The organism is Pseudomonas sp. NUPR-002 (assembly GCF_056322725.1).
Window position 1 is genome coordinate 5,182,447 of sequence record NZ_CM150476.1, and the last position, 20,979, is coordinate 5,203,425.

Sequence of the window (20,979 nt, forward strand, 5' to 3'; positions counted from 1 at the left end):
CTTATTGTCCCAACTTCAGGCGAGCAGTCTCGCCACTGGTGAACGGCGCAACGTCAACAGGCTGGCCGTTGTAGCTGACCTGCGCACCCCGGGCAAAGCCCAGGCGTACTGCAAACGGCGGTTTGCCGGTCAGGTCCAGGCTGTCGCCCTTGCGCTTGATAGCGCTGAACAGCACCTTGCCGTTGCCGTCAGTGACCGAAGTCCAGCAATCGGCAGTGAATTGCACATGCAGCTTGGCACTGCCGGCTGGAGCCGGAGCCGATGCTACAGGGGCCGGGGTAGCGGCTGGGGTAGCAGCGGCGACCACCGGAGCGGCAGGCACGACCGGAGCAGGTGTTGGCGCTGGTGCTGGCACTGCGGCAACCGGTGCGACAGGCGCTACCGCGGTGGCTGCAGGTACGGCAGGAGCAACTGCAGTGCTCTCTGGCGCCTGTGGCGCAGGTGCGGTTTCAGCGGATTCCGTGGTCGCCGGGGCTGGATCCAGCGTCAGCGGTGTGGTCTGTGCTTGCTGCGCAGCGTTGACCGCCTGGTCTTCCGGCTCGTCCAGTGGATGGATCTGGGTGGTGCCGTCGGCGCTTTCGACCTCGACGTGCTCCAGGGCCATGTTGACCAGGTCTTTGCTGCGCTGGCTGCTTTGATCCTGCCACCAGAAGAAACCACCGCCGATCACCACGACCAACAGCAACAGGCTGACCACACGCAGAATATTGTGCGACAGACGTACCGGCTCTTCGATACGCCCCAGCGCGTGCACATCGCTGCCCTGGGCGTCGGTCCCCGTGCACTGGTCGAAGGCTTGCACCAGGACAGCCTGGTCCATATCCAGCAGTTTGGCGTAGGCGCGGATGTAGCCACGGGCAAAGGTGTGCCCTGGCAGCTTGTCGAAGGCGCCGGTTTCAAGGTTGTTCAGGGAACTCACGGTGAGGTTCAACTTGTGAGCCACTTCGGCCTGCGACCAGCCCCTGTTCTCTCGGGCCTGACGCAGAGTTTCACCTGGATTCTCGCGAGTCGCTGCTGCTACTTCGGGATGCGCCGCTTTCATCATTGCTCCGACAGGTATTGCTGATATTCCGGCGTACCGGGATAAAGTCGTTGTAATTGCAGGCCCAACTCCTTGGCCATGTTCCGTTCATCGAAGACGCTGGCCAGGCGACTGCCCAGCAACAAGCTGCGGGCACTGTGGTCGCTCAGCTGGCTGAAACGATCGTAGTAGTCTCGGGCCGGCACATAATGCCTGTCTTCGTAAGACAACTCAGCCATTTCCAGCAACGCGCGTGGTTGCTGCTGGTTGAGCCGTAACGCTTTTACCAGATACTCCTGGGCCTGATCGCGCTGACCAAGCCGCAAGGCCGTCAGGCCAAGGCTCTCGAATACCCGTGAACGCTCAGGATACAGGGTATCGGCTGCGGCTTGGGCAAACATCTGCTGCGCCAGCGCGTATTGCCCCTGAGCATAAAGGAAACTGCCGTAATTGTTACGGACTCGTGTGTCGTCCGGGCGACTGGCCAGGGCCTTTTGATAGTGCTTCTGGGCCAGCTCCGGCTCGTCTTCGGCCTGATACACCAAAGCCAGGGCACCGTTTGCAGCGGCGTCCTGGCTATCGAGATCAAGCGCCTTTTTCAGAGGCGCTTTGGCTTGTTCGGTCAAACCTTGTTGCAAATATCCCAACCCCAACTGAACGTAGGCCTGACCGGCCTGCGCTCGACCCTCGCGACTCGTCAGCGTGTCCGGACTCCCGCTGGACACGCAGCCTGCAAGCAGGGCGAGCGACAGGATCGACAGCGCGACGCGCAAGGTCATGGAGTTCCTCTCTTCAGTTGCGAACGGCGCTGTCTTGCAGGTCGCCGTCGGCGTTCAACTGACGCACGGCGATGTAGCGCTCGCTGCGGCGGGTGCGGTCCATCACCTGCCCAACCAACTGGCCACAGGCCGCATCGATGTCTTCACCACGGGTGGTGCGCACCGTCACGTTGTAGCCGGCATGATGCAAGTGGTCCTGGAAACGGCGGATGGCGTTGTTGCTCGGCCGCTCGTAACCGGAATGCGGGAACGGGTTGAACGGAATCAGGTTGATCTTGCACGGTACGTTCTTGAGCAGCTCGGCCATTTCCACGGCGTGTTCGAGCTTGTCGTTGACGTCCTTGAGCAAGGTGTACTCAATGGTCAGTACACGCTTTTCGCCCAGTTGCGACATGTAGTTCATGCACGCTTCGAGCAGAACCTTGAGCGGGTACTTTTTGTTGATCGGCACCAGTTCGTTGCGCAGCGCATCGTTCGGCGCGTGCAGCGACAGGGCCAGGGAGACGTCGATGTGCTTGGCCAGCTCTTCGATCATCGGGACCACGCCGGAGGTGGACAACGTCACCCGGCGCTTGGAAATACCGTAGCCGAGGTCGTCCATCATCAGGTGCATGGCGGCGACTACGTTGTCGAAGTTCAGCAGCGGCTCGCCCATGCCCATCATCACCACGTTGGTGATGGCACGGTCGATTTTTGCCGGTACGGTGCCGAACGACTTGTTGGCAATCCACACCTGGCCGATGACTTCGGCGGCGGTGAGGTTGCTATTGAAACCTTGCTTGCCGGTGGAGCAGAAACTGCAGTCCAGGGCGCAACCGGCCTGAGATGAGACACACAAGGTGCCACGCTTGCCCTGGGGGATGTACACGGTCTCGACGCAGCTGCCGGACGCCACACGCACGACCCACTTGCGGGTACCGTCGCTGGAGATGTCCTCGCTGACCACTTCCGGACCGCGAACCTCGGCAACTTCCTTGAGCTTTTCGCGCAAGGCCTTGCCGACGTTGGTCATGGCGTCGAAATCATCGACGCCAAAGTGGTGAATCCATTTCATTACCTGACCGGCACGGAAACGCTTCTCCCCGATTGAGTCGAAGAATTTTTCCATTTCCGGCTGGGTTAGCCCCAACAGGTTAGTTTTGCCAGTCGATGTCGTCATGGATTCACCCTCACCCGTAAGCTTTCGCTTAGCGAGTGGTTACCTCGGTAGCTGCGAAGAAGTAAGCGATTTCGCGAGCAGCAGCGGCTTCGGAGTCCGAACCGTGAACAGCGTTGGCGTCGATGGATTCAGCGAAGTCAGCGCGGATGGTGCCTGGAGCAGCTTCTTTAGGGTTGGTAGCGCCCATCAGCTCACGGTTCAGAGCGATAGCGTTTTCGCCTTCCAGAACCTGAACAACTACTGGACCGGAAGTCATGAAGGCAACCAGGTCGCCGAAGAAACCACGAGCGCTGTGCTCAGCGTAGAAGCCTTCAGCTTCGGCTTTGGACAGTTGCTTGATTTTCGAGGCAACGATTTTCAGGCCGGCGTCTTCGAAGCGAGTGGTGATCTTGCCGATCACGTTCTTGGCAACGGCGTCAGGCTTGATGATGGAGAAAGTACGTTGAACAGCCATGGTGAAACTCCAGAAACGTTGAGTGAAGCGAAAAATTAAACCCGCGAATTATACGCGGGTTCTGGGGGATTGCCTAACCTGCTGAGCGCGCTCAGTCGGCTTCTTCGATCCAGGCCGCCTGGATGGCTTCGAGAACCTTCTCGCCACCACGTTGCGGATCGTCACTGAATTCCGGCAAGGCCAGCACCCACTGGTGCAGATCGACGAAATTCACATAACGAGGATCGACTTCCGGCTTGCTTTCGGCAAGCTGAATTGCAATTTCAAGTACATCAACCCATTTCAGGCTCATGTCAGCTCCAGATCAATGCGGCGCTTCGGCGGCGTGGTTGAGGGAGTACTTGGGAATCTCGACGGTGATGTCTTCGGTCCCGACCTTGGCCTGGCAGGTCAGGCGCGAGGTAGGCTCCAGGCCCCAGGCGCGGTCGAGGTAGTCCTCTTCCAGCTCGTCGGCTTCGTTGAGCGAATTGAACCCTTCACGAATGACGCAGTGGCACGTGGTGCAGGCACAAACGCCGCCGCAGGCGCTTTCAATCTCGATATGGTTGTCGTGGGCCACTTCGAGAAGGGAGGTACCGGTCTCGGCCTCTACGACCATACCGTCCGGACAGAACTTCTCGTGGGGCAGAAAAATCACCTGCGGCATCAGTTATTCCTCGATCTCATTCAGGTTGCGCCCGGCCAACGCGGCTTTTACCGTCGAATCAAGGCGACGGGCGGCAAAGGCATCGGTCACCTGCGACAGACGCTTGGTCTGCTGCTCGATGGCGGCGCCATCGGTGCCGTTGATCAAATCACGCAAGTCTTGCATCTGTTGTTCTATGGCCAGACGCTCTTCGGCATCCAGCAGGCGCTCGCCATCGGCATCCAGCGCGCCTTGCACCGCTTCAAGCAGGCGCTCGGCATCCACTTGGTGCTCGCGCAACTGACGCGCCACCTTGTCGAAACCGGCATGCTCGAAAGAATCCTTGAGCATGCGGGCAATTTCGCCGTCGGTCAGGCCGTAGGAAGGCTTGACCTGGATGCTCGACTCGACGCCCGAGCCCAACTCCCGCGCCGAAACGCTGAGCAAGCCATCGGCGTCGACCTGGAACGTCACGCGAATTTTCGCCGCACCGGCCACCATCGCCGGAATGCCACGCAGTTCGAAGCGCGCCAGCGAGCGGCAGTCACTGATCAGTTCACGCTCACCTTGCAGCACGTGAATCATCATCGCCGACTGGCCGTCTTTGTAGGTGGTGAACTCCTGGGCACGGGCAACCGGGATGGTGGTGTTGCGCGGAATCACCTTCTCCATCAGCCCGCCCATGGTCTCCAGCCCCAGGGACAGCGGAATCACGTCCAGCAGCAGCAACTCGCCACCATCGCGGCGGTTACCGGCCAGGGTATCGGCCTGGATTGCAGCACCAATGGCAACCACCTGGTCCGGGTCGATATCCGTCAGCGGTTGACGACCGAACAGCTCACCAACAGCGCTGCGCACGCGGGGCACTCGGGTCGAACCACCGACCATCACCACCGCACTCACCTCTTCCAGCTCAATGCCGCTGTCGCGCACGGCGCGGCGGCAGGCTTTGAGGCTGCGGGCGATCATCGGCTCGATCAGCGCATCGAAGGCGGCACGAGTCAGCTCGGCTTGCCAACCTTCGTAGCTCACCGTCACAGCATCGGCGCCGGTCAGGGCTTCCTTGGCTGCACAAGCGGTTTCCAACAGGCGACGCTGAGCACTGGGGTCGAGGTCGGACGACAGCCCGGCGGACTGTACGATCCAGCTGGCGATGGCATGGTCGAAATCGTCGCCACCCAACGCGGTATCGCCACCGGTTGCCAGCACTTCGAACACACCGCCGGTCAGGCGCAGGATCGAAATATCAAACGTACCGCCACCCAGGTCATAGATGGCCACTACGCCTTCGGCGTTCTGGTCCAGACCGTAGGCCACTGCGGCCGCAGTCGGCTCATTGAGCAGGCGCAATACGTTCAGGCCAGCCAGACGCGCGGCATCTTTGGTGGCCTGACGCTGGGCGTCATCGAAATAGGCAGGCACTGTGATGACCGCACCGACCAGCTCGCCACCCAGGGTTTCTTCCGCACGCTGGCGCAAAACCTTGAGGATGTCAGCCGAGACTTCCACCGGGCTCTTCGGACCCTGGACGGTGTCGATGAACGGCATGTGCGACTCGCCGCCGACAAAGCGGTAAGGCAGTTGCTCACCCAGCTGCTTGACGTCGGCCAGACCACGACCCATAAAGCGCTTGACCGACAACACGGTATTGAGCGGATCGCTGGAAGCAGCATCGCGCGCCTGCTGACCGACATCGATGTGGTCAGCGTGATAGCGCACTGCCGAAGGCAGGATGACCCGACCTTGGGCGTCAGGCAGGGGCTCGCTACGGCCGCTGCGCAAGGCGGCAACCAGGGAGTTGGTGGTACCAAGGTCAATCCCCACCGCCAGGCGGCGCTGGTGCGGCTGAGGACTCTGACCGGGTTCGGCAATCTGCAGTAGGGCCATGCTTATCTGAATACCAGGGGCGCCGCCAACGGCAGCGCCGAGTTAATCGTCGAGGCGCTCTTCCAGCTGGCGCACTTCATAGGCGAGCTTGTCGAGAAACTGCATGCGGCGCATCAGGCGCTCGGCCTGTTCACGCTGCGCAGCATCATCCCAGCAGGCGGCGAAGTCCTCGTTGAGCGCTTCCTGAGCGGCCTTCAAGCGACGCTTGAAGGTGGCGACGCCATCGAGGTCGGCACTGTCCTGCAGGTCTTCGAGTTCTTCGCGCAATTGCATCTGCTGCAACAGGAACTCGGGATCGTGGACGGTGACTTCCTGCGGCACTTCATGACCGCCGATCGCCAACAGGTAGCGGGCACGCCGGGGCGCGCTCTTGAGAGTCTGGTAGGCCTCGTTCAGTGCAGCCGAACGCTCCAGCGCCAGGCGCTGTTCACGTTCGGAGGCATCGGCGAAGCGATCCGGATGGACCTCGCGGGCCAGCTCGCGGTAGCGAACGGCCAACTTGTCGAGGTCCAGGCGGAAGCCAGGTTGCAGGTCAAACAGGGCGAAATGACAAGGAGTACCCACGCGCAGCCTCAAACGTTGAAGCTTTCGCCGCAGCCACACTCACCGCGCACGTTGGGGTTGTTGAACTTGAAGCCTTCGTTCAACCCTTCCTTGACGAAATCCAGTTCGGTGCCGTCGAGGTACGTCAGGCTCTTCGGATCGATGATGACCCGCTGGCCGTGACTTTCGAAAACCTGGTCTTCGTCTGCCAGCTCATCGACGAATTCCAGCACATAGGCCAGGCCCGAGCAGCCGGTGGTGCGTACGCCAAGGCGAATACCCACGCCTTTGCCGCGTCCATCAAGGGAGCGCCGCACGTGGTTGGCGGCGGCTTCTGTCATGCTGATAGCCATCGAGACTCCTTACCTGCAACAGGCGAACTTAGAGCAAACCTTTCTTCTGCTTGTAATCGCGAACAGCCGCCTTGATGGCGTCTTCGGCGAGTACCGAGCAGTGGATCTTCACTGGCGGCAACGCCAGTTCTTCGGCCAGCTGGGTGTTCTTGATGGTTTCGGCTTCATCCAGCGTCTTGCCCTTCATCCACTCAGTGGCCAGGGAGCTCGAAGCGATGGCCGAACCACAGCCGTAGGTCTTGAACTTGGCGTCTTCGATGACACCCTGCTCATTGACCTTGATTTGCAGACGCATTACGTCGCCGCACGCAGGAGCGCCGACCATGCCGGTGCCGACATCCGGGTCTTCGGCATTCATCTTGCCGACGTTACGCGGGTTTTCGTAGTGGTCGATGACCTTTTCACTGTATGCCATGGTGCAATTCCTTCCTCATCAGAGAGCCGCTCTTGCCGGCGACTACTTAGTGCGCAGCCCACTCAATCTTGGAGATGTCGACGCCGTCTTTGTACATATCCCACAGCGGCGACAACTCGCGCAGCTTGGTCACGGCCTCGCAAACCTTCTGCGCGGCGTAGTCGATTTCTTCTTCGGTGGTGAAGCGACCGAAGGTAAAGCGGATCGAGCTGTGTGCCAGTTCGTCGTTGCGGCCCAGGGCGCGCAGCACGTAGGACGGCTCGAGCGAAGCCGAAGTACAGGCCGAGCCGGACGAAACGGCCAGGTCTTTGAGCGCCATGATCAGCGACTCGCCTTCGACGTAGTTGAAGCTCAGGTTCAGGTTGTGCGGGATACGCGCAGTCATGCTGCCGTTGATGTACAGCTCTTCCAGGCCTTCGACCTGCTTGTAGAAGCGGTCGCTCAGGGCCTTGATGCGCACGTTTTCGCTGGCCATCAGCTCTTTGGCAATGGCGAACGCTTCACCCATGCCAACGATCTGGTGAGTTGCCAGGGTGCCCGAACGCATGCCGCGCTCGTGACCGCCGCCGTGCATGGTGGCTTCCAGGCGCACACGAGGTTTGCGGCTGACGTACAGCGCGCCGATACCTTTAGGGCCGTAGGTTTTGTGAGCGGAGAACGACATCAGGTCGACTTTCAGCTTTTGCAGGTCGATTTCAACCTTGCCGGTCGACTGCGCGGCGTCAACGTGGAACATGACACCGCGTGCGCGAGTCAGCTCGCCGATAGCGGCGATGTCGTTGATAGTGCCGATTTCGTTGTTGACGTGCATGATCGACACCAGAATGGTGTCATCACGCAGGGCAGCTTCGATCATGGCCGGGGTGATCAGACCATCGGCGCCTGGCTCGATGTAGGTCACTTCGAAGCCTTCACGCTCCAGCTGGCGCGTGCTGTCCAGGACAGCCTTGTGCTCGATCTTGGAGGTGATCAGGTGCTTGCCCTTGGTGCCGTAGAAGTGCGCGACGCCCTTGATTGCCAGGTTGTCGGATTCAGTGGCACCACTGGTCCAGACAATTTCCCGCGGGTCGGCGTTGACCAGGTCAGCGACCTGGCGGCGGGCGTTCTCGACCGCTTCTTCGGCCTTCCAGCCAAAGACGTGGGAGCGCGACGCCGGGTTACCGAAGTTTCCGTCGACCAACAGGCAGTCGCTCATTTTTTGAGCAACGCGAGGGTCGACCGGTGTGGTCGCGGAGTAATCGAGGTAGATCGGCAACTTCATTGAATATCTCCTATCAGGCGGTCGCGTCGCGCGTCGAAACGGTCATTCGACGGCGGACGTCTCAATCTTGTCCAGCTGCGGTGCCCGGCCTGCGATACGACGCAGGTCCTGACGCTGGGCGACTTCTTGTACTTCACGGCGAGTAACAAGGTCAGCCAGGCTGATGCCGCTGAGAAACTCGTGAATCTGCTGGCTCAGGTCACACCACAAGTGGTGTGTCAGGCAGGTATCGCCGGAATGGCAATCACCCAGCCCCTGGCAGCGTGTTGCGTCGACCGATTCATTAACCGCGTCGATGACCTGGGCAACCTGAATGCTCTCCATGCTTCGCGATAGCTGATAGCCACCGCCAGGGCCGCGCACACTGGAAACCAGGCTGCTGCGGCGCAGCTTTGCAAATAGCTGCTCCAGATAAGATAGGGAGATGCCTTGGCGTTCGGAAATGTCGGCCAGAGACACCGGCCCATGCTGCGCGTGCAACGCCAGGTCGAGCATGGCGGTCACGGCGTATCGGCCTTTTGTAGTCAGTCGCATGGCTAGTAGGTACCACGGGGTTTCAGGATGGGAGCGAGTATGCTATTCCCGAGCATTTAAGTCAACTATAAGACCTAGTGCTTTAGTCGGGTTTACCGTTGGACGGCGGCCGAATGATAGCAAACTAAGGGGCGTCTGCGCACGCCCCATCTGTCAATGCGTCGAGGCGTCGCTTCGGGCCTGATCCTTGATCTGGGCAAAGTCCTCTTCGCGCAATGCCGGCAGGTCCTTGGCGCAGTAGTCACTGCCAAGGTTCTTCAGCGCTCCGCACATACCTTCAAGACGCCCATCGACCGCCTGCAAGTGGTCGAGCAACTGACCAATGGCGCGCGCTACCGGGTCCGGCATGTCCTCACTCACCCCGTAGGCGTCAAAACCGATCTTCTCCGCCATCGCCTTACGCTTGGCTTCAACCTCGGCGTCGGTCTTGATGATGATCCGCCCTGGAATGCCAACTGCCGTAGCACCCGCCGGCACCGCCTTGGTGACCACAGCGTTAGAGCCTATCTTGGCACCGGCGCCGACAGTGAATGGCCCCAGCACCTTGGCCCCAGCCCCCACCACCACGCCATCTTCCAGGGTCGGGTGACGCTTGCCTTTATTCCAGCTGGTACCGCCCAGGGTCACCCCTTGGTACAAGGTGACATCATCACCGATCTCGGCGGTTTCACCGATCACAATGCCCATGCCGTGGTCGATGAAAAAGCGCCGCCCGACCTTGGCCCCCGGGTGAATCTCGATACCGGTCATCCAGCGTCCGAAGTTCGATACCAGTCGCGCCAGCCATTTCCAGTCACGCTTCCACAGCGCATGCGCAGCCCGATGCAGCCAGATCGCATGCATGCCCGGGTAACAGGTCAGCACTTCAAAGGCATTGCGCGCCGCCGGGTCACGGTGGAAAACGCTCTGAATATCTTCATGCAGACGCTCGAACATTTACTGATCCTTGCGCTTATGCGGCTCGCCACGGGCCACTTTCTGGGTCTCCGTGAGAATGCCGCGCAAAATACTCATTTCCGAACGATTGACCGAGCTACGCCCATACAAGCGACGCAGGCGCGGCATCAAGTGCTTGGGCTTCTCCGGGTCGAGAAAGCCGATATCGACCAAAGTCTTTTCCAGGTGCTGATAGAACAGCTCCATCTCATCCATGGTCGCCAGCTCGCTACTGCGCACCGACGTCACTTCGAATTTCTCGACCTTTGAAGGCTGGCCCTCGGCGGCCAACCAAGCCATGCGCACTTCGTAGGCCAGCACCTGCACGGCAGCCGCCAGATTCAACGAACTGAAATCCGGGTTGGACGGGATATGCACATGGAAGTGGCAACGCTGCAGCTCTTCGTTGGTCAGACCGGCGTACTCACGGCCGAACACCAAGGCAATTTCCTCGCCTTGGGCAGCGTGCTCGATAACCTTGCTACCGCATTCGCGCGGATCGACCAACGGCCAGGGGATGCGCCGCTCGCGGGCACTGGTGCCGAACACCAGGTTGCAACCGACCAGCGCCTCTTCCAAGGTGGCGACCACCTGCACACCGGCAAGCACATCATCGGCACCCGACGCACGGGCATCGGCCTCGTGGGACGGGAAGTCCAGCGGATCGACCAGCACCAGGCGCGACAAGCCCATGTTTTTCATGGCACGCGCAGCGCCGCCGATATTGCCGGGGTGGCTGGTATTAACCAGAACAACACGAATATTTTGCAGCAAGGCGAGCGCTCACAGACACGGGATAGAAGGCGTAAATCTTACAGAACCGACCGACTTTACGCTACGAAAGCAAATGCCACCCTTCTTCGCGCAAAGTTTTCTGCTAGAATGTCCGGCTTTCTTTAACGACCCAGGTGAAACGTCCATGCAGCCTATGCTGAATATCGCGCTGCGCGCCGCCCGCAGCGCCAGTGAATTGATTTTCCGCTCCATCGAGCGCTTGGATACCATCAAGGTTGATGAAAAAGACGCCAAGGATTACGTCTCGGAAGTCGATCGCGCCGCAGAGCAAAGCATCATCAATGCCCTGCGCAAGGCCTACCCGAACCACACCATCCGTGGCGAAGAAACCGGCCTGCACGCTGGCAGCGGCGAAGAAGGCAAGGACTACGAGTGGATCATCGACCCACTGGACGGCACCACCAACTTCCTGCGCGGCGTTCCGCACTTCGCAGTCAGCATCGCCTGCAAATACCGTGGCCGCCTTGAGCACGCCGTGGTACTGGACCCTGTCCGCCAGGAAGAATTCACCGCCAGCCGTGGCCGTGGCGCGCAACTGAACGGTCGTCGCCTGCGCGTCAGCCCACGCACCAGCCTGGAAGGCGCACTGCTGGGTACCGGCTTCCCGTTCCGCGACAACCAAATGGCCGACCTGGACAACTACCTGGGCATGTTCCGCGCCCTGGTTGGCCAGACCGCCGGCATCCGCCGCGCCGGCGCTGCCAGCCTCGACCTGGCCTATGTTGCCGCTGGTCGTTTCGACGCCTTCTGGGAGTCGGGCCTGTCGGAGTGGGACATGGCAGCAGGCACCCTGCTGATCCAGGAAGCAGGCGGCCTGGTTAGCGACTTCACCGGCGGCCACGACTTCCTTGAGAAGGGCCACATCGTTGCCGGTAACACCAAGTGCTTCAAAGCTGTGCTGACTGCTATCCAGCCGCACCTGCCAGCCTCGATCAAGCGTTAAACCTCGATCGAGCACAAAAAAAGCACCCCTCGGGGTGCTTTTTTTGTGCCTGTTGTAGGAGCGGGCTTGCCCCGCGAAGCGATCAGTCTGACGTACCGCAATCGCGGGGCAAGCCCGCTCCCACAAGCCGTTATTGGCCTGGCTGTGCCTCGCTGAGGATCAGCTTGCCTTCTTTATCCAATGGGATCTGCGCGCCCGGGTCGCGATCCATGCGGACCTGCCCGACCTTGTCGCCAATCGAATACTTGACGTCATAGCCCACCACCTTCTCGCTCAGGTCGTTGACCGTGTTGCAGCGCGTTTGCGTTGTGGTGTAGGTATCACGCTCCTGCATACCTTCCTGCACTTTGTTACCGGCATAACCACCACCGACAGCACCGGCCACCGTGGCGATCTTTTTACCGGTACCACCACCAATCTGGTTACCCAGCAAACCACCCGCCACAGCACCCAATACGGTACCGGCAATCTGATGCTGGTCCTTGACGGGCGCCTGACGCGTCACCGTTACGTCCTTGCACACTTCGCGCGGCGTTTTGACGGTCTGCTTGACCGGTTGCACCGCCATTACCTCAGCGTACTCCGGCCCACTCTTGACCAGGTTGTAGGTAGCTACAGCACCTCCGGCAGTCACACCGACAGCCCCCAGAACCGCACCCACCAGCATTGACTTGTTCACGTGAACCTCCTGATCGTACCTGCAGGACATTGCCCGCCTTCTCCCTGCCTTGGAGCATAAAAAAAGGCGCGAGTTCAATACTCGCGCCTTCTTGTACGACCAGCTGTGTGGGAAAAGTCCTTACGGACGATCATCCACCCCTTCAGCCTTGGCTGGAGGAATCAGGTCTTCACTGGTCAGATTCAGCCAGATCAGCACCACGTTAGCGATGTAGATCGACGAGTAGGTACCCGCCATAACACCGATGAACAGTGCCAGCGAGAAGCCCCACAGGTTGTCGCCACCAAAGAACAGCAGCGCAGCAATGGCCAGCAAGGTCGACACCGAGGTCGCCACGGTACGCAGCAAGGTCTGGGTGGTCGAAATGTTGATGTTCTCGATCAGCGACGCCTTGCGCAGAACCCGGAAGTTCTCACGCACTCGGTCGAATACCACGATGGTGTCGTTGAGCGAGTAACCGATAATCGCCAACACCGCCGCCAGTACTGTCAGGTCGAAGGTGATCTGGAAGAACGACAGGATACCCATGGTCACGACCACGTCGTGGATCAGCGACAGGATCGCACCCAGGGCGAACTTCCACTGAAAGCGGAACGCCAGGTAGATCATGATGCCGCCCAGGGCCAGCAACATGCCCAGGCCACCCTGGTCACGCAGCTCTTCACCCACCTGCGGACCCACGAACTCGACGCGCTTGACCACTGCCGGGTTATCACCGCTGACTTTCTGCAGCGCTTCAGCAACACGGTTACCCAGCATCGGGTCATCACCCGGCATCCGCACCAGCAGGTCAGTGGTGGCGCCGAAGCTCTGCACCACTGCATCCTGGAAGCCGGCCTTGACCAGCTCTTCGCGCACCTGCCCGAGGTTGGCCGGACGCTCGTAGGTCAGCTCGATGAGCGTACCGCCGGTAAAGTCCAGGCCGAAGTTGAGCCCTTTGTAGAACCAGCTGAACAGCGCCAGTACGGTAAGAAGCAGGGTGACGCCGAACGCAACGTTGCGCACACCCATGAAGTTAATGGTACGTAACATGGCAGCCCCTTAAACCCACAGCTTCTTGATATCACGCCCACCGCAGGTCAGGTTGACCATTGCACGGGTCACCATAACGGCCGTGAACATCGAGGTGAAAATCCCGAGGGACATGGTTACCGCGAAGCCCTTGACCGGGCCAGTGCCCATGGCAAAGAGAATACCGCCGACCAGCAATGTGGTCAGGTTGGCATCGACAATCGCGGTATAGGCACGGTTGAAGCCTTCGTGGATGGCGCGCTGCACCGACATGCCATTGGCCAGCTCTTCGCGAATCCGCGAGAAGATCAGCACGTTGGCGTCGACCGCCATACCCATGGTCAACACGATACCGGCGATACCCGGCAGGGTCAGGGTTGCCCCCAGCAGCGACATCAACGCCAGCAGCATGACCATGTTACCGGCCAGGGCGATGGTGGCGATCAGGCCAAAGAAGCGGTAGATCGCCATGATGAACAGCGATACGAACAGCATGCCCCACAGGGATGCATCGATACCCTTGGTAATGTTGTCAGCACCCAGGCTCGGGCCGATGGTACGTTCTTCAGCGAAGTACATCGGTGCGGCCAGGCCACCCGCACGCAGCAGCAGGGCCAGCTCGGAGGATTCGCCCTGACCGTTGAGGCCAGTGATACGGAACTGGCTGCCCAGCGGCGACTGAATGGTCGCCAGGCTGATGATCTTCTTCTCTTCGGTGAAGGTCTGGACGGCGACGTCTTTTTCTACGCCATCGACCATCTGCTTCACATAGCGCGTGGTTGGACGCTGCTCGATGAAGATCACCGCCATGCTGCGACCGACGTTACTGCGCGTTGCGCGGTTCATCAGTTCGCCACCATGACCATCCAGACGGATGTTCACTTGCGGACGGCCTTGTTCGTCGAAGCTGGCTTGCGCGTCGGTTACCTGGTCACCGGTGATGATCAGGCCACGCTCGACCGCAGCCGAACGCCCACCCTCACGGAACTCGAAGGTTTCGGTGGTCGCTTTCGAGGCACCCGGCTCAGCCCCCAGACGGAACTCCAGGTTGGCGGTTTTACCGAGAATACGCTTGGCTTCGGCGGTGTCTTGCACGCCTGGCAGCTCGACCACGATACGGTTGGCGCCCTGGCGCTGTACCAGCGGCTCGGCAACACCCAGCTCGTTGACCCGGTTACGTACCGTGGTCAAGTTCTGCTTGATCGAGTATTCACGGATTTCCGCGACCTTGGCCGGGGTAATCGCCAGACGCAGCACCGACAGGCCATTACGCTCGGTGGTGGTCAGCTCGAAATCATTGAAATTCTTGCGGATCAGGCTACGCGCCTGTTCGCGGGCTGCATCATCGGCGAAGCCCAGCTGGATACCGCCATCTTGTTGCGGCAGGCTGCGGTAGCGAACACGCTCCTTGCGCAGCAGGCTTTTGACTTCACCTTCATAGACTTTCAGACGGGCCACCATGGCCTTGTCCATGTCTACTTCAAGCAAAAAGTGCACACCACCGGACAGGTCCAGACCCAGCTTCATCGGGCTTGCACCCAGATTACGCAGCCATTGCGGAGTGGTTGGGGCCAGGTTCAGCGCAACTACATAGTCATCGCCCAGTGCCTTGCGCACAACATCCTTGGCTGGAAGTTGGTCTTCCTGGTTGGTCAGGCGCAGCAGTGCACCCCTGCCCTTCTCGCCCAGGCTCGCGGCCTTGACCTTGATACCGGCATCGACGAGCGCTTTGCTTGCGCGATCCAGATCTGCCTGAGTGACCTGCAGCGCCGTACTGGCACCGCTGACCTGGACGGCCGGATCATCAGGGTAGAGGTTGGGAGCGGAATAAATAAAACCGATCGCCAGTACCACCAGGATCAGTGCGTATTTCCACAGAGGGTATTTGTTCAGCATCACGCCGCCCGTTCAAGACGCGGGGCGCCTTGCGCGCCCCGTCGATTGGTAAAAAACTGAAACTTAGATCGCTTTGAGCGTACCTTTTGGCAGGGTCGCGGCAACGGCGCCCTTCTGGAACTTCAGTTCAACATTGTCGGAAACTTCCAGCACTACGAAGTCATCGGCAACTTTGACGATCTTGCCAGCGATACCGCCGTTAGTGACAACTTCATCACCTTTTTGCAGGTTGCTCAGCAGGTTCTTCTGCTCTTTGGCACGTTTGGCCTGTGGGCGCCAGATCATCAGGTAGAAGATAACCAGGAAGCCAACCAGGAAAATCCACTCAAAACCGGTTCCGGCTGGGCCGGCGGCAGGGGCAGCGGCGTCCGCGTAAGCGGCGGGGATCAGAAAGCTCATTTAGCACTCCAGTTGCAAGTCAGTACTTGTTAGGGATCGACAGAACATCAGTCCAAGGGCGGCACAGGAAGCCCGCGCTTGGCGTAAAAGGCATCGACAAAGGCGGCCAATGTACCTTGTTGAATAGCCTCGCGTAAACCAGCCATCAATCGCTGGTAATGGCGCAAGTTATGGATGGTATTCAACATACTGCCCAACATTTCGCCGCACTTGTCCAAGTGATGCAGATAAGCACGGGAGAAGTTCTGGCAGGTGTAGCAGTCACAGGTCGGATCCAGTGGCGAATCATCATGGCGATGGAACGCGTTACGGATTTTCAGCACGCCGGTATCAACGAACAGATGGCCGTTGCGCGCATTGCGCGTAGGCATCACGCAGTCAAACATGTCGACGCCGCGGCGCACACCCTCAACGAGATCTTCCGGCTTGCCTACCCCCATAAGGTAACGAGGTTTGTCAGCAGGCATTTGGGCCGGCAGGTAATCCAGCACTTTGATCATTTCGTGCTTGGGTTCACCCACCGACAAGCCGCCAATGGCCAGGCCATCGAAGCCAATCTTGTCCAGCCCCTCAAGCGAGCGCATGCGCAGGTTCTGGTGCATGCCGCCCTGAACAATCCCGAACAACGCCGCCGTGTTGTCACCGTGGGCGTTCTTCGAACGCTGAGCCCAGCGCAGCGACAGCTCCATGGAGATGCGCGCGACATCTTCATCGGCCGGGTACGGGGTGCATTCGTCGAAGATCATCACCACGTCGGAGCCCAGGTCACGCTGTACCTGCATCGACTCTTCCGGGCCCATGAACACTTTCGAGCCATCCACCGGCGAGGCGAAGGTCACACCTTCTTCCTTGATCTTGCGCATGGCGCCCAGGCTGAACACCTGGAAACCGCCGGAGTCGGTGAGGATCGGGCCTTGCCACTTCATGAAATCGTGCAGGTCGCCGTGGGCCTTGATCACCTCGGTACCCGGGCGCAGCCACAGGTGGAAGGTGTTACCGAGGATCATGTGCGCGCCGATAGCCTCGATATCCCGAGGCAGCATGCCCTTGACCGTGCCATAGGTACCCACCGGCATGAACGCCGGGGTTTCGACCACGCCACGGGGGAACGTCAGGCGGCCGCGACGGGCCTTGCCGTCGGTGGCCAGCAATTCGAAGGACATACGACAGGTGCGACTCATGCTTGATCCTCGGGGCCGCGCGGCGCCGGATTGCGGGTGATGAACATGGCATCACCGTAACTGAAGAAGCGGTACCCGTGCTCGACCGCCGCCGCATAGGCAGCCATGGTCTCGGGGTAACCGGCGAAGGCTGAAACCAGCATCAACAGCGTGGATTCAGGCAAATGGAAGTTGGTGACCAGCGCATCGACCACATGGAACGGCCGGCCTGGGAAGATAAAGATGTCGGTATCACCGCTGAACGCCTTGAGCACACCATCGCGGGCTGCGCTTTCCAGCGAACGCACGCTGGTGGTACCGACCGCAATCACCCGCCCGCCACGGGCACGGCAGGCTGCCACGGCATCCACCACATCCTGGCCGACTTCCAGCCACTCTTTATGCATGTGGTGATCTTCGATGCGCTCGACCCGCACCGGCTGGAACGTACCCGCGCCAACGTGCAAGGTAACAAAGGCGGTTTCCACGCCCTTGGCGGCGATTTTGGCCAACAGCTCTTCATCGAAGTGCAGCCCGGCGGTAGGCGCGGCGACCGCACCGGCGCGCTCGGCATACACGGTTTGGTAACGCTCGCGGTCGGCGCCCTCATCGGGGCGGTCGATATAAGGCGGCAGCGGCATGTGCCCGACACGGTCGAGCAGCGGCAGCACTTCTTCGTTAAAGCGCAGCTCGAACAACGCATCGTGACGGGCCACCATCTCGGCCTCGCCACCACCGTCGACAAGAATCTGCGTACCGGGCTTGGGCGACTTGCTGGAACGCACATGCGCCAGCACGCGATGACTGTCCAGTACCCGCTCGACCAGAATTTCCAGCTTGCCGCCGCTGGCCTTCTGGCCAAACAGCCGCGCCGGAATCACCCGGGTATTGTTGAACACCATCAGATCGCCCGGACGCAGGTGCTCGAGCAAATCGGTGAACTGGCGATGAGCCAGCGCCCCGCTTGGCCCGTCGAGGGTCAACAGACGGCTGCTGTGGCGCTGCGCCAGCGGATGGCGAGCAATCAGAGAATCAGGGAGCTCAAAGGCAAAATCAGCGACGCGCATGATGGTGTTCGGTTTGACAGGGCCGCAAAGTTTAGCCGAAAAGACAAAAATTCACCATGAAACGTGATTGACCAACGGTAGGCACCTCTCTATACTTCGCCGCCACAAGCCCTGATGGCGGAATTGGTAGACGCGGCGGATTCAAAATCCGTTTTCGAAAGGAGTGGGAGTTCGAGTCTCCCTCGGGGCACCAAACGCTAAAAAAGCCGACTGAAAAGTCGGCTTTTTTTATGCCTGCGATTTGTCCGAAACCCTGCCCCGTTATCGCACCACACCACACGCCACACGCGCCCCGCCGCCGCCCAGCGCCATCGGGTGGTCGCTGTGGTTATCGCCACCGGCATGCACCATCAGCGCGTGCCCGGCGAACTCCGCAACCTTCAGGCGCGGCGCCAGTACGGGATACGTCGCGGTGCCCTGCGCACTGACATACAGCGCGGGCAGGTCGCCTTTATGCCCGGCATCGTCGTAAGGCCCCTTGTGGCTGTTGGTGGCCCCCGGGTCCCAATGCCCGCCCGCAGCACCAGCCGGCAGCGGTTTGCCATCGACCATCGTGGCGTCGCAAGACGGCTTCTCATGCAAATGAAAGCCATGCACACCTGGTGGCAGGTCGCGAAGGTCAGGGGTCAGCAGCGTCCCGTAGGACACCTGCTTCAAGGTAATCATGCCGATCGGTTTGGCAGTACCGTCCGTGCCCACCAAAGCCATCTCCACCGTCTGCGCCTGGGCTACAGCCGCGGCGCTGAGGAGTGCGCCAAACAAGAATACTTTCATCGTGTTGCTCCATGGTTTTCAGTCGTACTGCGGCAGCCACAAGCGGCCTTTGCTGCCGAGCTGGCGCCCACCTTAACAAGCTGATCACCGAAGCAAGCCGTGCATTACGTTTCCAACCTTGTCTGCCAGAGCGTGTGCGACCGGCAGTGAATAAGGTTCTTCACGGATTGTCAGGGAAGGGTTGGCTCTGGCTTCGAGGGCTGTGGGCTTATCCATTTGATGGGGCGGCTGGGGTGGCCCCTTCCGCCTTTACGGCGGCCTCCTTTTTTCTTGGAAAAAGGAGGCAAAACCGCTGGCTCCTGCATCCGGCCCTGCCGGTGGGAGCGGGCTTGCCCCGCGATCTGGCGCGATACAGCAAATCGCGGGGCAAGCCCGCTCCCACCGCGACCAGCCTTCCCTTCGATAGCTCCACGCTTTTAGCTTCTGGCTTTTGCATCCGCGCTAGTTCAGGCGCCGCGGTCTGCGACTTCAAGAGGCTGAGTGGAGGTATTGCGGAGTGAGGTGACGGGCAGGAGCCCGTCAAGCGCTTCGGGCCATGGATGGCCCGTTAGCGCGGTCCTCGCGGGAGCAATGCCGGAGGGAAGGAACCAGAAGCGCAGCGTAGGGCCGGATGCAGGAGCCAGCGGCTTTGCCTACTTTGCCCAAGAGCAAAGTAGGCCGCCGTAAGGGCGGAAGGGGCCAGTGATGCCACCGAAGCAATTGGAAAAGCTCAAAGCCAAAGCCAAAGCCAAAGCCAATCCTGCCCCGAAAATCCGTGAAGAACCATAAAAAACCCCCTGCTACATCAGTAGCAGGGGGCTCTCGACTAATCCGCAAACGAACTAGTCAGCGCAACTCTAAAATTACTGCTGTTGTGGCAGCTTATCGATCGGACCGCAGCCGCCAATAACTTTAGAGATGGAAACCGAAGGGTGGAACAGGTAGTCGTACGAGCAGTTTTTTGGCTGGTTGTAGACTTGACCGGTGCAACCCGAAAGAAGTGCTACGCCCGAAACTACAGCAATAGCAACCGATGCTTTCAACAGCTTTTTCATACTAAGTCCTTTAAATTATGAAGCACCGCCTTCTGGCGGAAGCGCGATTATACGCAAAGCCCCCGAAACTCTCCAGTCGAGTTACCCCCTCGCCAGTCAATGGCCAGTTCGACAAGTCAAATCATTGGCAATTGATGGGTAACGCAGTGAATGCCTCCGCCGCCTGCAGCAATCGCATCGATATTGAGCTGCACTACTTCATGCTCGGGATAGAGCTCGCTCAACAAGTCGAAAGCCTTGGTATCAGCGGCCTTGTCACCAAACTGTGGAGCAATCACCGCACCATTGATGACGAAGTAGTTGATGTAACCCGCAGCAAAATCCGGGTTGTTCTTGCTGAAGCGACTATTACGCGGCTTAAGCGGTGGCGATACGGTATGCACTTTGAGCTTTCGGCCATCCGCGTCGGTCGCGTTGTTAAGAATTTCCAGGTGCGCCTTGGTCACTTTGTGATCATACGACTCAGGATCAGTGTCCAGGTTGGCGATGATTACACCCGGCTTAACAAAGCGTGCGTAGAAATCAACGTGGGCATCGGTGATGTCCTTGTTCTTGATACCCGGCAGCCAGATGATTTTGCGCAGCCCCAAACACGCCTTTAGTTCTTCCTCAACTTCAGCCTTGCTCCAGCCCGGATTGCGGTTGGCATTTATCCAGCAACTTTCGGTCATGATCGCTGTGCCGTGACCATCAACTTCGATGCCGCCACCCTCTCCCACCAGCTCACTGCGCAAATAGGTGGCCTGGGCATTATTGGCCACTAACCTCGCCACCCGCGCATCATTGGCATGCTGTTGCTTATCTCCCCAGCCGTTGAAGTTGAAGTCGACCGCCCCCAGGTCACCGGCTTCGGTGATGACGAAGTTGGCGCCGATATCACGCATCCAGATGTCATCCAGTTGAGTGGTGACAAAGGTAGTGTTTTTACTGCCGCACAGTTCTTCAGCCAACTCCCGCTCGCTGGCCCGACACAACACAGTAACCGGTTGATAACGTGCGATAGTGCTGGCGATCAAACCAATGGCTTCTTGTACATCCGCCGTGAAGTCCTCCCAGATCGCCCCCTGCGCACCAAATGAAACAAAGGCGCACTGTTGCCTGTCGCCCTCATCGGGCATGAACCACTGTTTACCGCCAGCAGCCAGCGCCCGAGGGGCGCTAAAGCCCAGGCCCATGGAGGCGACCAAACCTAAGCCTGCAGTCGCTGAAACCTGTTTTATAAACTCACGACGCGTTGGCATCTGGATGTCTCTC

24 protein-coding genes and 1 tRNA gene are annotated in these 20,979 nt (G+C 59.7%); 2 read left to right on the forward strand and 23 right to left on the reverse strand.

Translation table 11 applies throughout. The features are described 5' to 3' along the window. Position 1: 1 nt before the first annotated feature. The 14 genes from ACVWSC_RS23795 to trmJ all read right to left on the reverse strand — a co-directional run bounded on the left by ACVWSC_RS23795 (position 2) and on the right by trmJ (position 10,741). Positions 2-1,042 carry a RodZ domain-containing protein gene (locus tag ACVWSC_RS23795; RefSeq protein ID WP_442109490.1) on the reverse strand — a complete coding sequence of 347 codons (1,041 nt, stop codon included), beginning with the start codon at positions 1,040-1,042 and terminating at the stop codon, positions 2-4. Beyond that, positions 1,042-1,800 (reverse strand): type IV pilus biogenesis/stability protein PilW, encoded by a 759-nt coding sequence (pilW, locus tag ACVWSC_RS23800; protein ID WP_442109492.1) that lies wholly within the window; start codon positions 1,798-1,800, stop codon positions 1,042-1,044. The genes ACVWSC_RS23795 and pilW overlap by 1 nt, the downstream gene beginning before the upstream one ends. A 13-nt stretch (positions 1,801-1,813) precedes the next feature. After that, positions 1,814-2,959, reverse strand: a complete 1,146-nt coding sequence (gene rlmN, locus ACVWSC_RS23805; RefSeq protein WP_133216619.1) for a dual-specificity RNA methyltransferase RlmN — start codon at positions 2,957-2,959, stop codon at positions 1,814-1,816. 28 nt (positions 2,960-2,987) lie between these two features. Next, entirely contained in the window at positions 2,988-3,413 is a 426-nt protein-coding gene (gene ndk, locus ACVWSC_RS23810) for a nucleoside-diphosphate kinase (protein WP_128322646.1), read from the reverse strand. 91 nt (positions 3,414-3,504) lie between these two features. Next, complete coding sequence (gene iscX, locus ACVWSC_RS23815; protein ID WP_028942766.1) at positions 3,505-3,705, reverse strand: Fe-S cluster assembly protein IscX; 201 nt, start codon at positions 3,703-3,705, stop codon at positions 3,505-3,507. Between the two features lie 12 nt (positions 3,706-3,717). Next, entirely contained in the window at positions 3,718-4,059 is a 342-nt protein-coding gene (gene fdx / locus ACVWSC_RS23820; protein WP_442109495.1) for an ISC system 2Fe-2S type ferredoxin, read from the reverse strand. A gap of 3 nt (positions 4,060-4,062) precedes the next feature. Next, the gene (gene hscA, locus ACVWSC_RS23825; RefSeq protein ID WP_442109497.1) at positions 4,063-5,925 is read right to left on the reverse strand and encodes a Fe-S protein assembly chaperone HscA; all 1,863 of its coding nucleotides are present in this window, start codon (positions 5,923-5,925) and stop codon (positions 4,063-4,065) included. Positions 5,926-5,967: 42 nt separating this feature from the next. Next, on the reverse strand, positions 5,968-6,489 hold the full coding sequence (gene hscB / locus ACVWSC_RS23830) for a co-chaperone HscB (RefSeq protein ID WP_442109499.1): 522 nt from the start codon (positions 6,487-6,489) through the stop codon (positions 5,968-5,970). Positions 6,490-6,497: 8 nt separating this feature from the next. Continuing rightward, positions 6,498-6,821 (reverse strand): iron-sulfur cluster assembly protein IscA, encoded by a 324-nt coding sequence (gene iscA / locus ACVWSC_RS23835; RefSeq protein WP_442109501.1) that lies wholly within the window; start codon positions 6,819-6,821, stop codon positions 6,498-6,500. Between the two features lie 28 nt (positions 6,822-6,849). Then, positions 6,850-7,236 carry a Fe-S cluster assembly scaffold IscU gene (gene iscU, locus ACVWSC_RS23840; RefSeq protein WP_002552476.1) on the reverse strand — a complete coding sequence of 129 codons (387 nt, stop codon included), beginning with the start codon at positions 7,234-7,236 and terminating at the stop codon, positions 6,850-6,852. Positions 7,237-7,282: 46 nt separating this feature from the next. Continuing rightward, complete coding sequence (locus ACVWSC_RS23845; RefSeq protein WP_442109503.1) at positions 7,283-8,497, reverse strand: IscS subfamily cysteine desulfurase; 1,215 nt, start codon at positions 8,495-8,497, stop codon at positions 7,283-7,285. A gap of 42 nt (positions 8,498-8,539) precedes the next feature. After that, positions 8,540-9,031 carry a Fe-S cluster assembly transcriptional regulator IscR gene (gene iscR / locus ACVWSC_RS23850; RefSeq protein ID WP_133216612.1) on the reverse strand — a complete coding sequence of 164 codons (492 nt, stop codon included), beginning with the start codon at positions 9,029-9,031 and terminating at the stop codon, positions 8,540-8,542. A gap of 153 nt (positions 9,032-9,184) precedes the next feature. After that, positions 9,185-9,967, reverse strand: a complete 783-nt coding sequence (gene cysE / locus ACVWSC_RS23855; protein ID WP_442109505.1) for a serine O-acetyltransferase — start codon at positions 9,965-9,967, stop codon at positions 9,185-9,187. Next, on the reverse strand, positions 9,968-10,741 hold the full coding sequence (gene trmJ, locus ACVWSC_RS23860; RefSeq protein ID WP_442109507.1) for a tRNA (cytosine(32)/uridine(32)-2'-O)-methyltransferase TrmJ: 774 nt from the start codon (positions 10,739-10,741) through the stop codon (positions 9,968-9,970). It abuts the gene before it with no gap. 145 nt (positions 10,742-10,886) lie between these two features. Between trmJ and suhB the strand changes: the two genes are divergently transcribed. After that, positions 10,887-11,705 carry a type III secretion system regulator SuhB gene (gene suhB, locus ACVWSC_RS23865; RefSeq protein ID WP_442109509.1) on the forward strand — a complete coding sequence of 273 codons (819 nt, stop codon included), beginning with the start codon at positions 10,887-10,889 and terminating at the stop codon, positions 11,703-11,705. Positions 11,706-11,835: 130 nt separating this feature from the next. On the opposite strand, the gene ACVWSC_RS23870 is transcribed toward suhB, so the two are convergent. The 6 genes from ACVWSC_RS23870 to queA all read right to left on the reverse strand — a co-directional run bounded on the left by ACVWSC_RS23870 (position 11,836) and on the right by queA (position 17,917). After that, positions 11,836-12,384: a glycine zipper 2TM domain-containing protein gene (locus tag ACVWSC_RS23870; protein WP_442109511.1), complete on the reverse strand. Its 549-nt coding sequence runs from the start codon at positions 12,382-12,384 to the stop codon at positions 11,836-11,838. Between the two features lie 120 nt (positions 12,385-12,504). Continuing rightward, complete coding sequence (gene secF / locus ACVWSC_RS23875; RefSeq protein ID WP_442109513.1) at positions 12,505-13,416, reverse strand: protein translocase subunit SecF; 912 nt, start codon at positions 13,414-13,416, stop codon at positions 12,505-12,507. 9 nt (positions 13,417-13,425) lie between these two features. After that, positions 13,426-15,291, reverse strand: a complete 1,866-nt coding sequence (gene secD, locus ACVWSC_RS23880) for a protein translocase subunit SecD (protein ID WP_442109515.1) — start codon at positions 15,289-15,291, stop codon at positions 13,426-13,428. 63 nt (positions 15,292-15,354) lie between these two features. Beyond that, positions 15,355-15,690 (reverse strand): preprotein translocase subunit YajC, encoded by a 336-nt coding sequence (gene yajC / locus ACVWSC_RS23885; RefSeq protein ID WP_010223473.1) that lies wholly within the window; start codon positions 15,688-15,690, stop codon positions 15,355-15,357. Positions 15,691-15,737: 47 nt separating this feature from the next. Next, complete coding sequence (gene tgt / locus ACVWSC_RS23890; RefSeq protein WP_442114364.1) at positions 15,738-16,853, reverse strand: tRNA guanosine(34) transglycosylase Tgt; 1,116 nt, start codon at positions 16,851-16,853, stop codon at positions 15,738-15,740. 14 nt (positions 16,854-16,867) lie between these two features. After that, complete coding sequence (gene queA, locus ACVWSC_RS23895) at positions 16,868-17,917, reverse strand: tRNA preQ1(34) S-adenosylmethionine ribosyltransferase-isomerase QueA (protein ID WP_442109517.1); 1,050 nt, start codon at positions 17,915-17,917, stop codon at positions 16,868-16,870. Positions 17,918-18,025: 108 nt separating this feature from the next. Between queA and ACVWSC_RS23900 the strand changes: the two genes are divergently transcribed. Continuing rightward, a tRNA-Leu gene (locus ACVWSC_RS23900) sits at positions 18,026-18,110 on the forward strand. A gap of 68 nt (positions 18,111-18,178) precedes the next feature. Here the strand turns inward: ACVWSC_RS23900 and sodC are convergent. From sodC to ACVWSC_RS23915, 3 genes are all read right to left on the reverse strand, one after another. Beyond that, the gene (gene sodC / locus ACVWSC_RS23905) at positions 18,179-18,691 is read right to left on the reverse strand and encodes a superoxide dismutase [Cu-Zn] SodC (RefSeq protein ID WP_442109519.1); all 513 of its coding nucleotides are present in this window, start codon (positions 18,689-18,691) and stop codon (positions 18,179-18,181) included. An 842-nt stretch (positions 18,692-19,533) separates the two neighbouring features. Continuing rightward, positions 19,534-19,725, reverse strand: a complete 192-nt coding sequence (locus ACVWSC_RS23910) for a YhfL family protein (RefSeq protein ID WP_133216705.1) — start codon at positions 19,723-19,725, stop codon at positions 19,534-19,536. A 116-nt stretch (positions 19,726-19,841) separates the two neighbouring features. Next, positions 19,842-20,966, reverse strand: coding sequence for an agmatine deiminase family protein (locus ACVWSC_RS23915; RefSeq protein WP_442109521.1), 1,125 nt, complete (start codon positions 20,964-20,966; stop codon positions 19,842-19,844). Positions 20,967-20,979 lie beyond the last annotated feature (13 nt).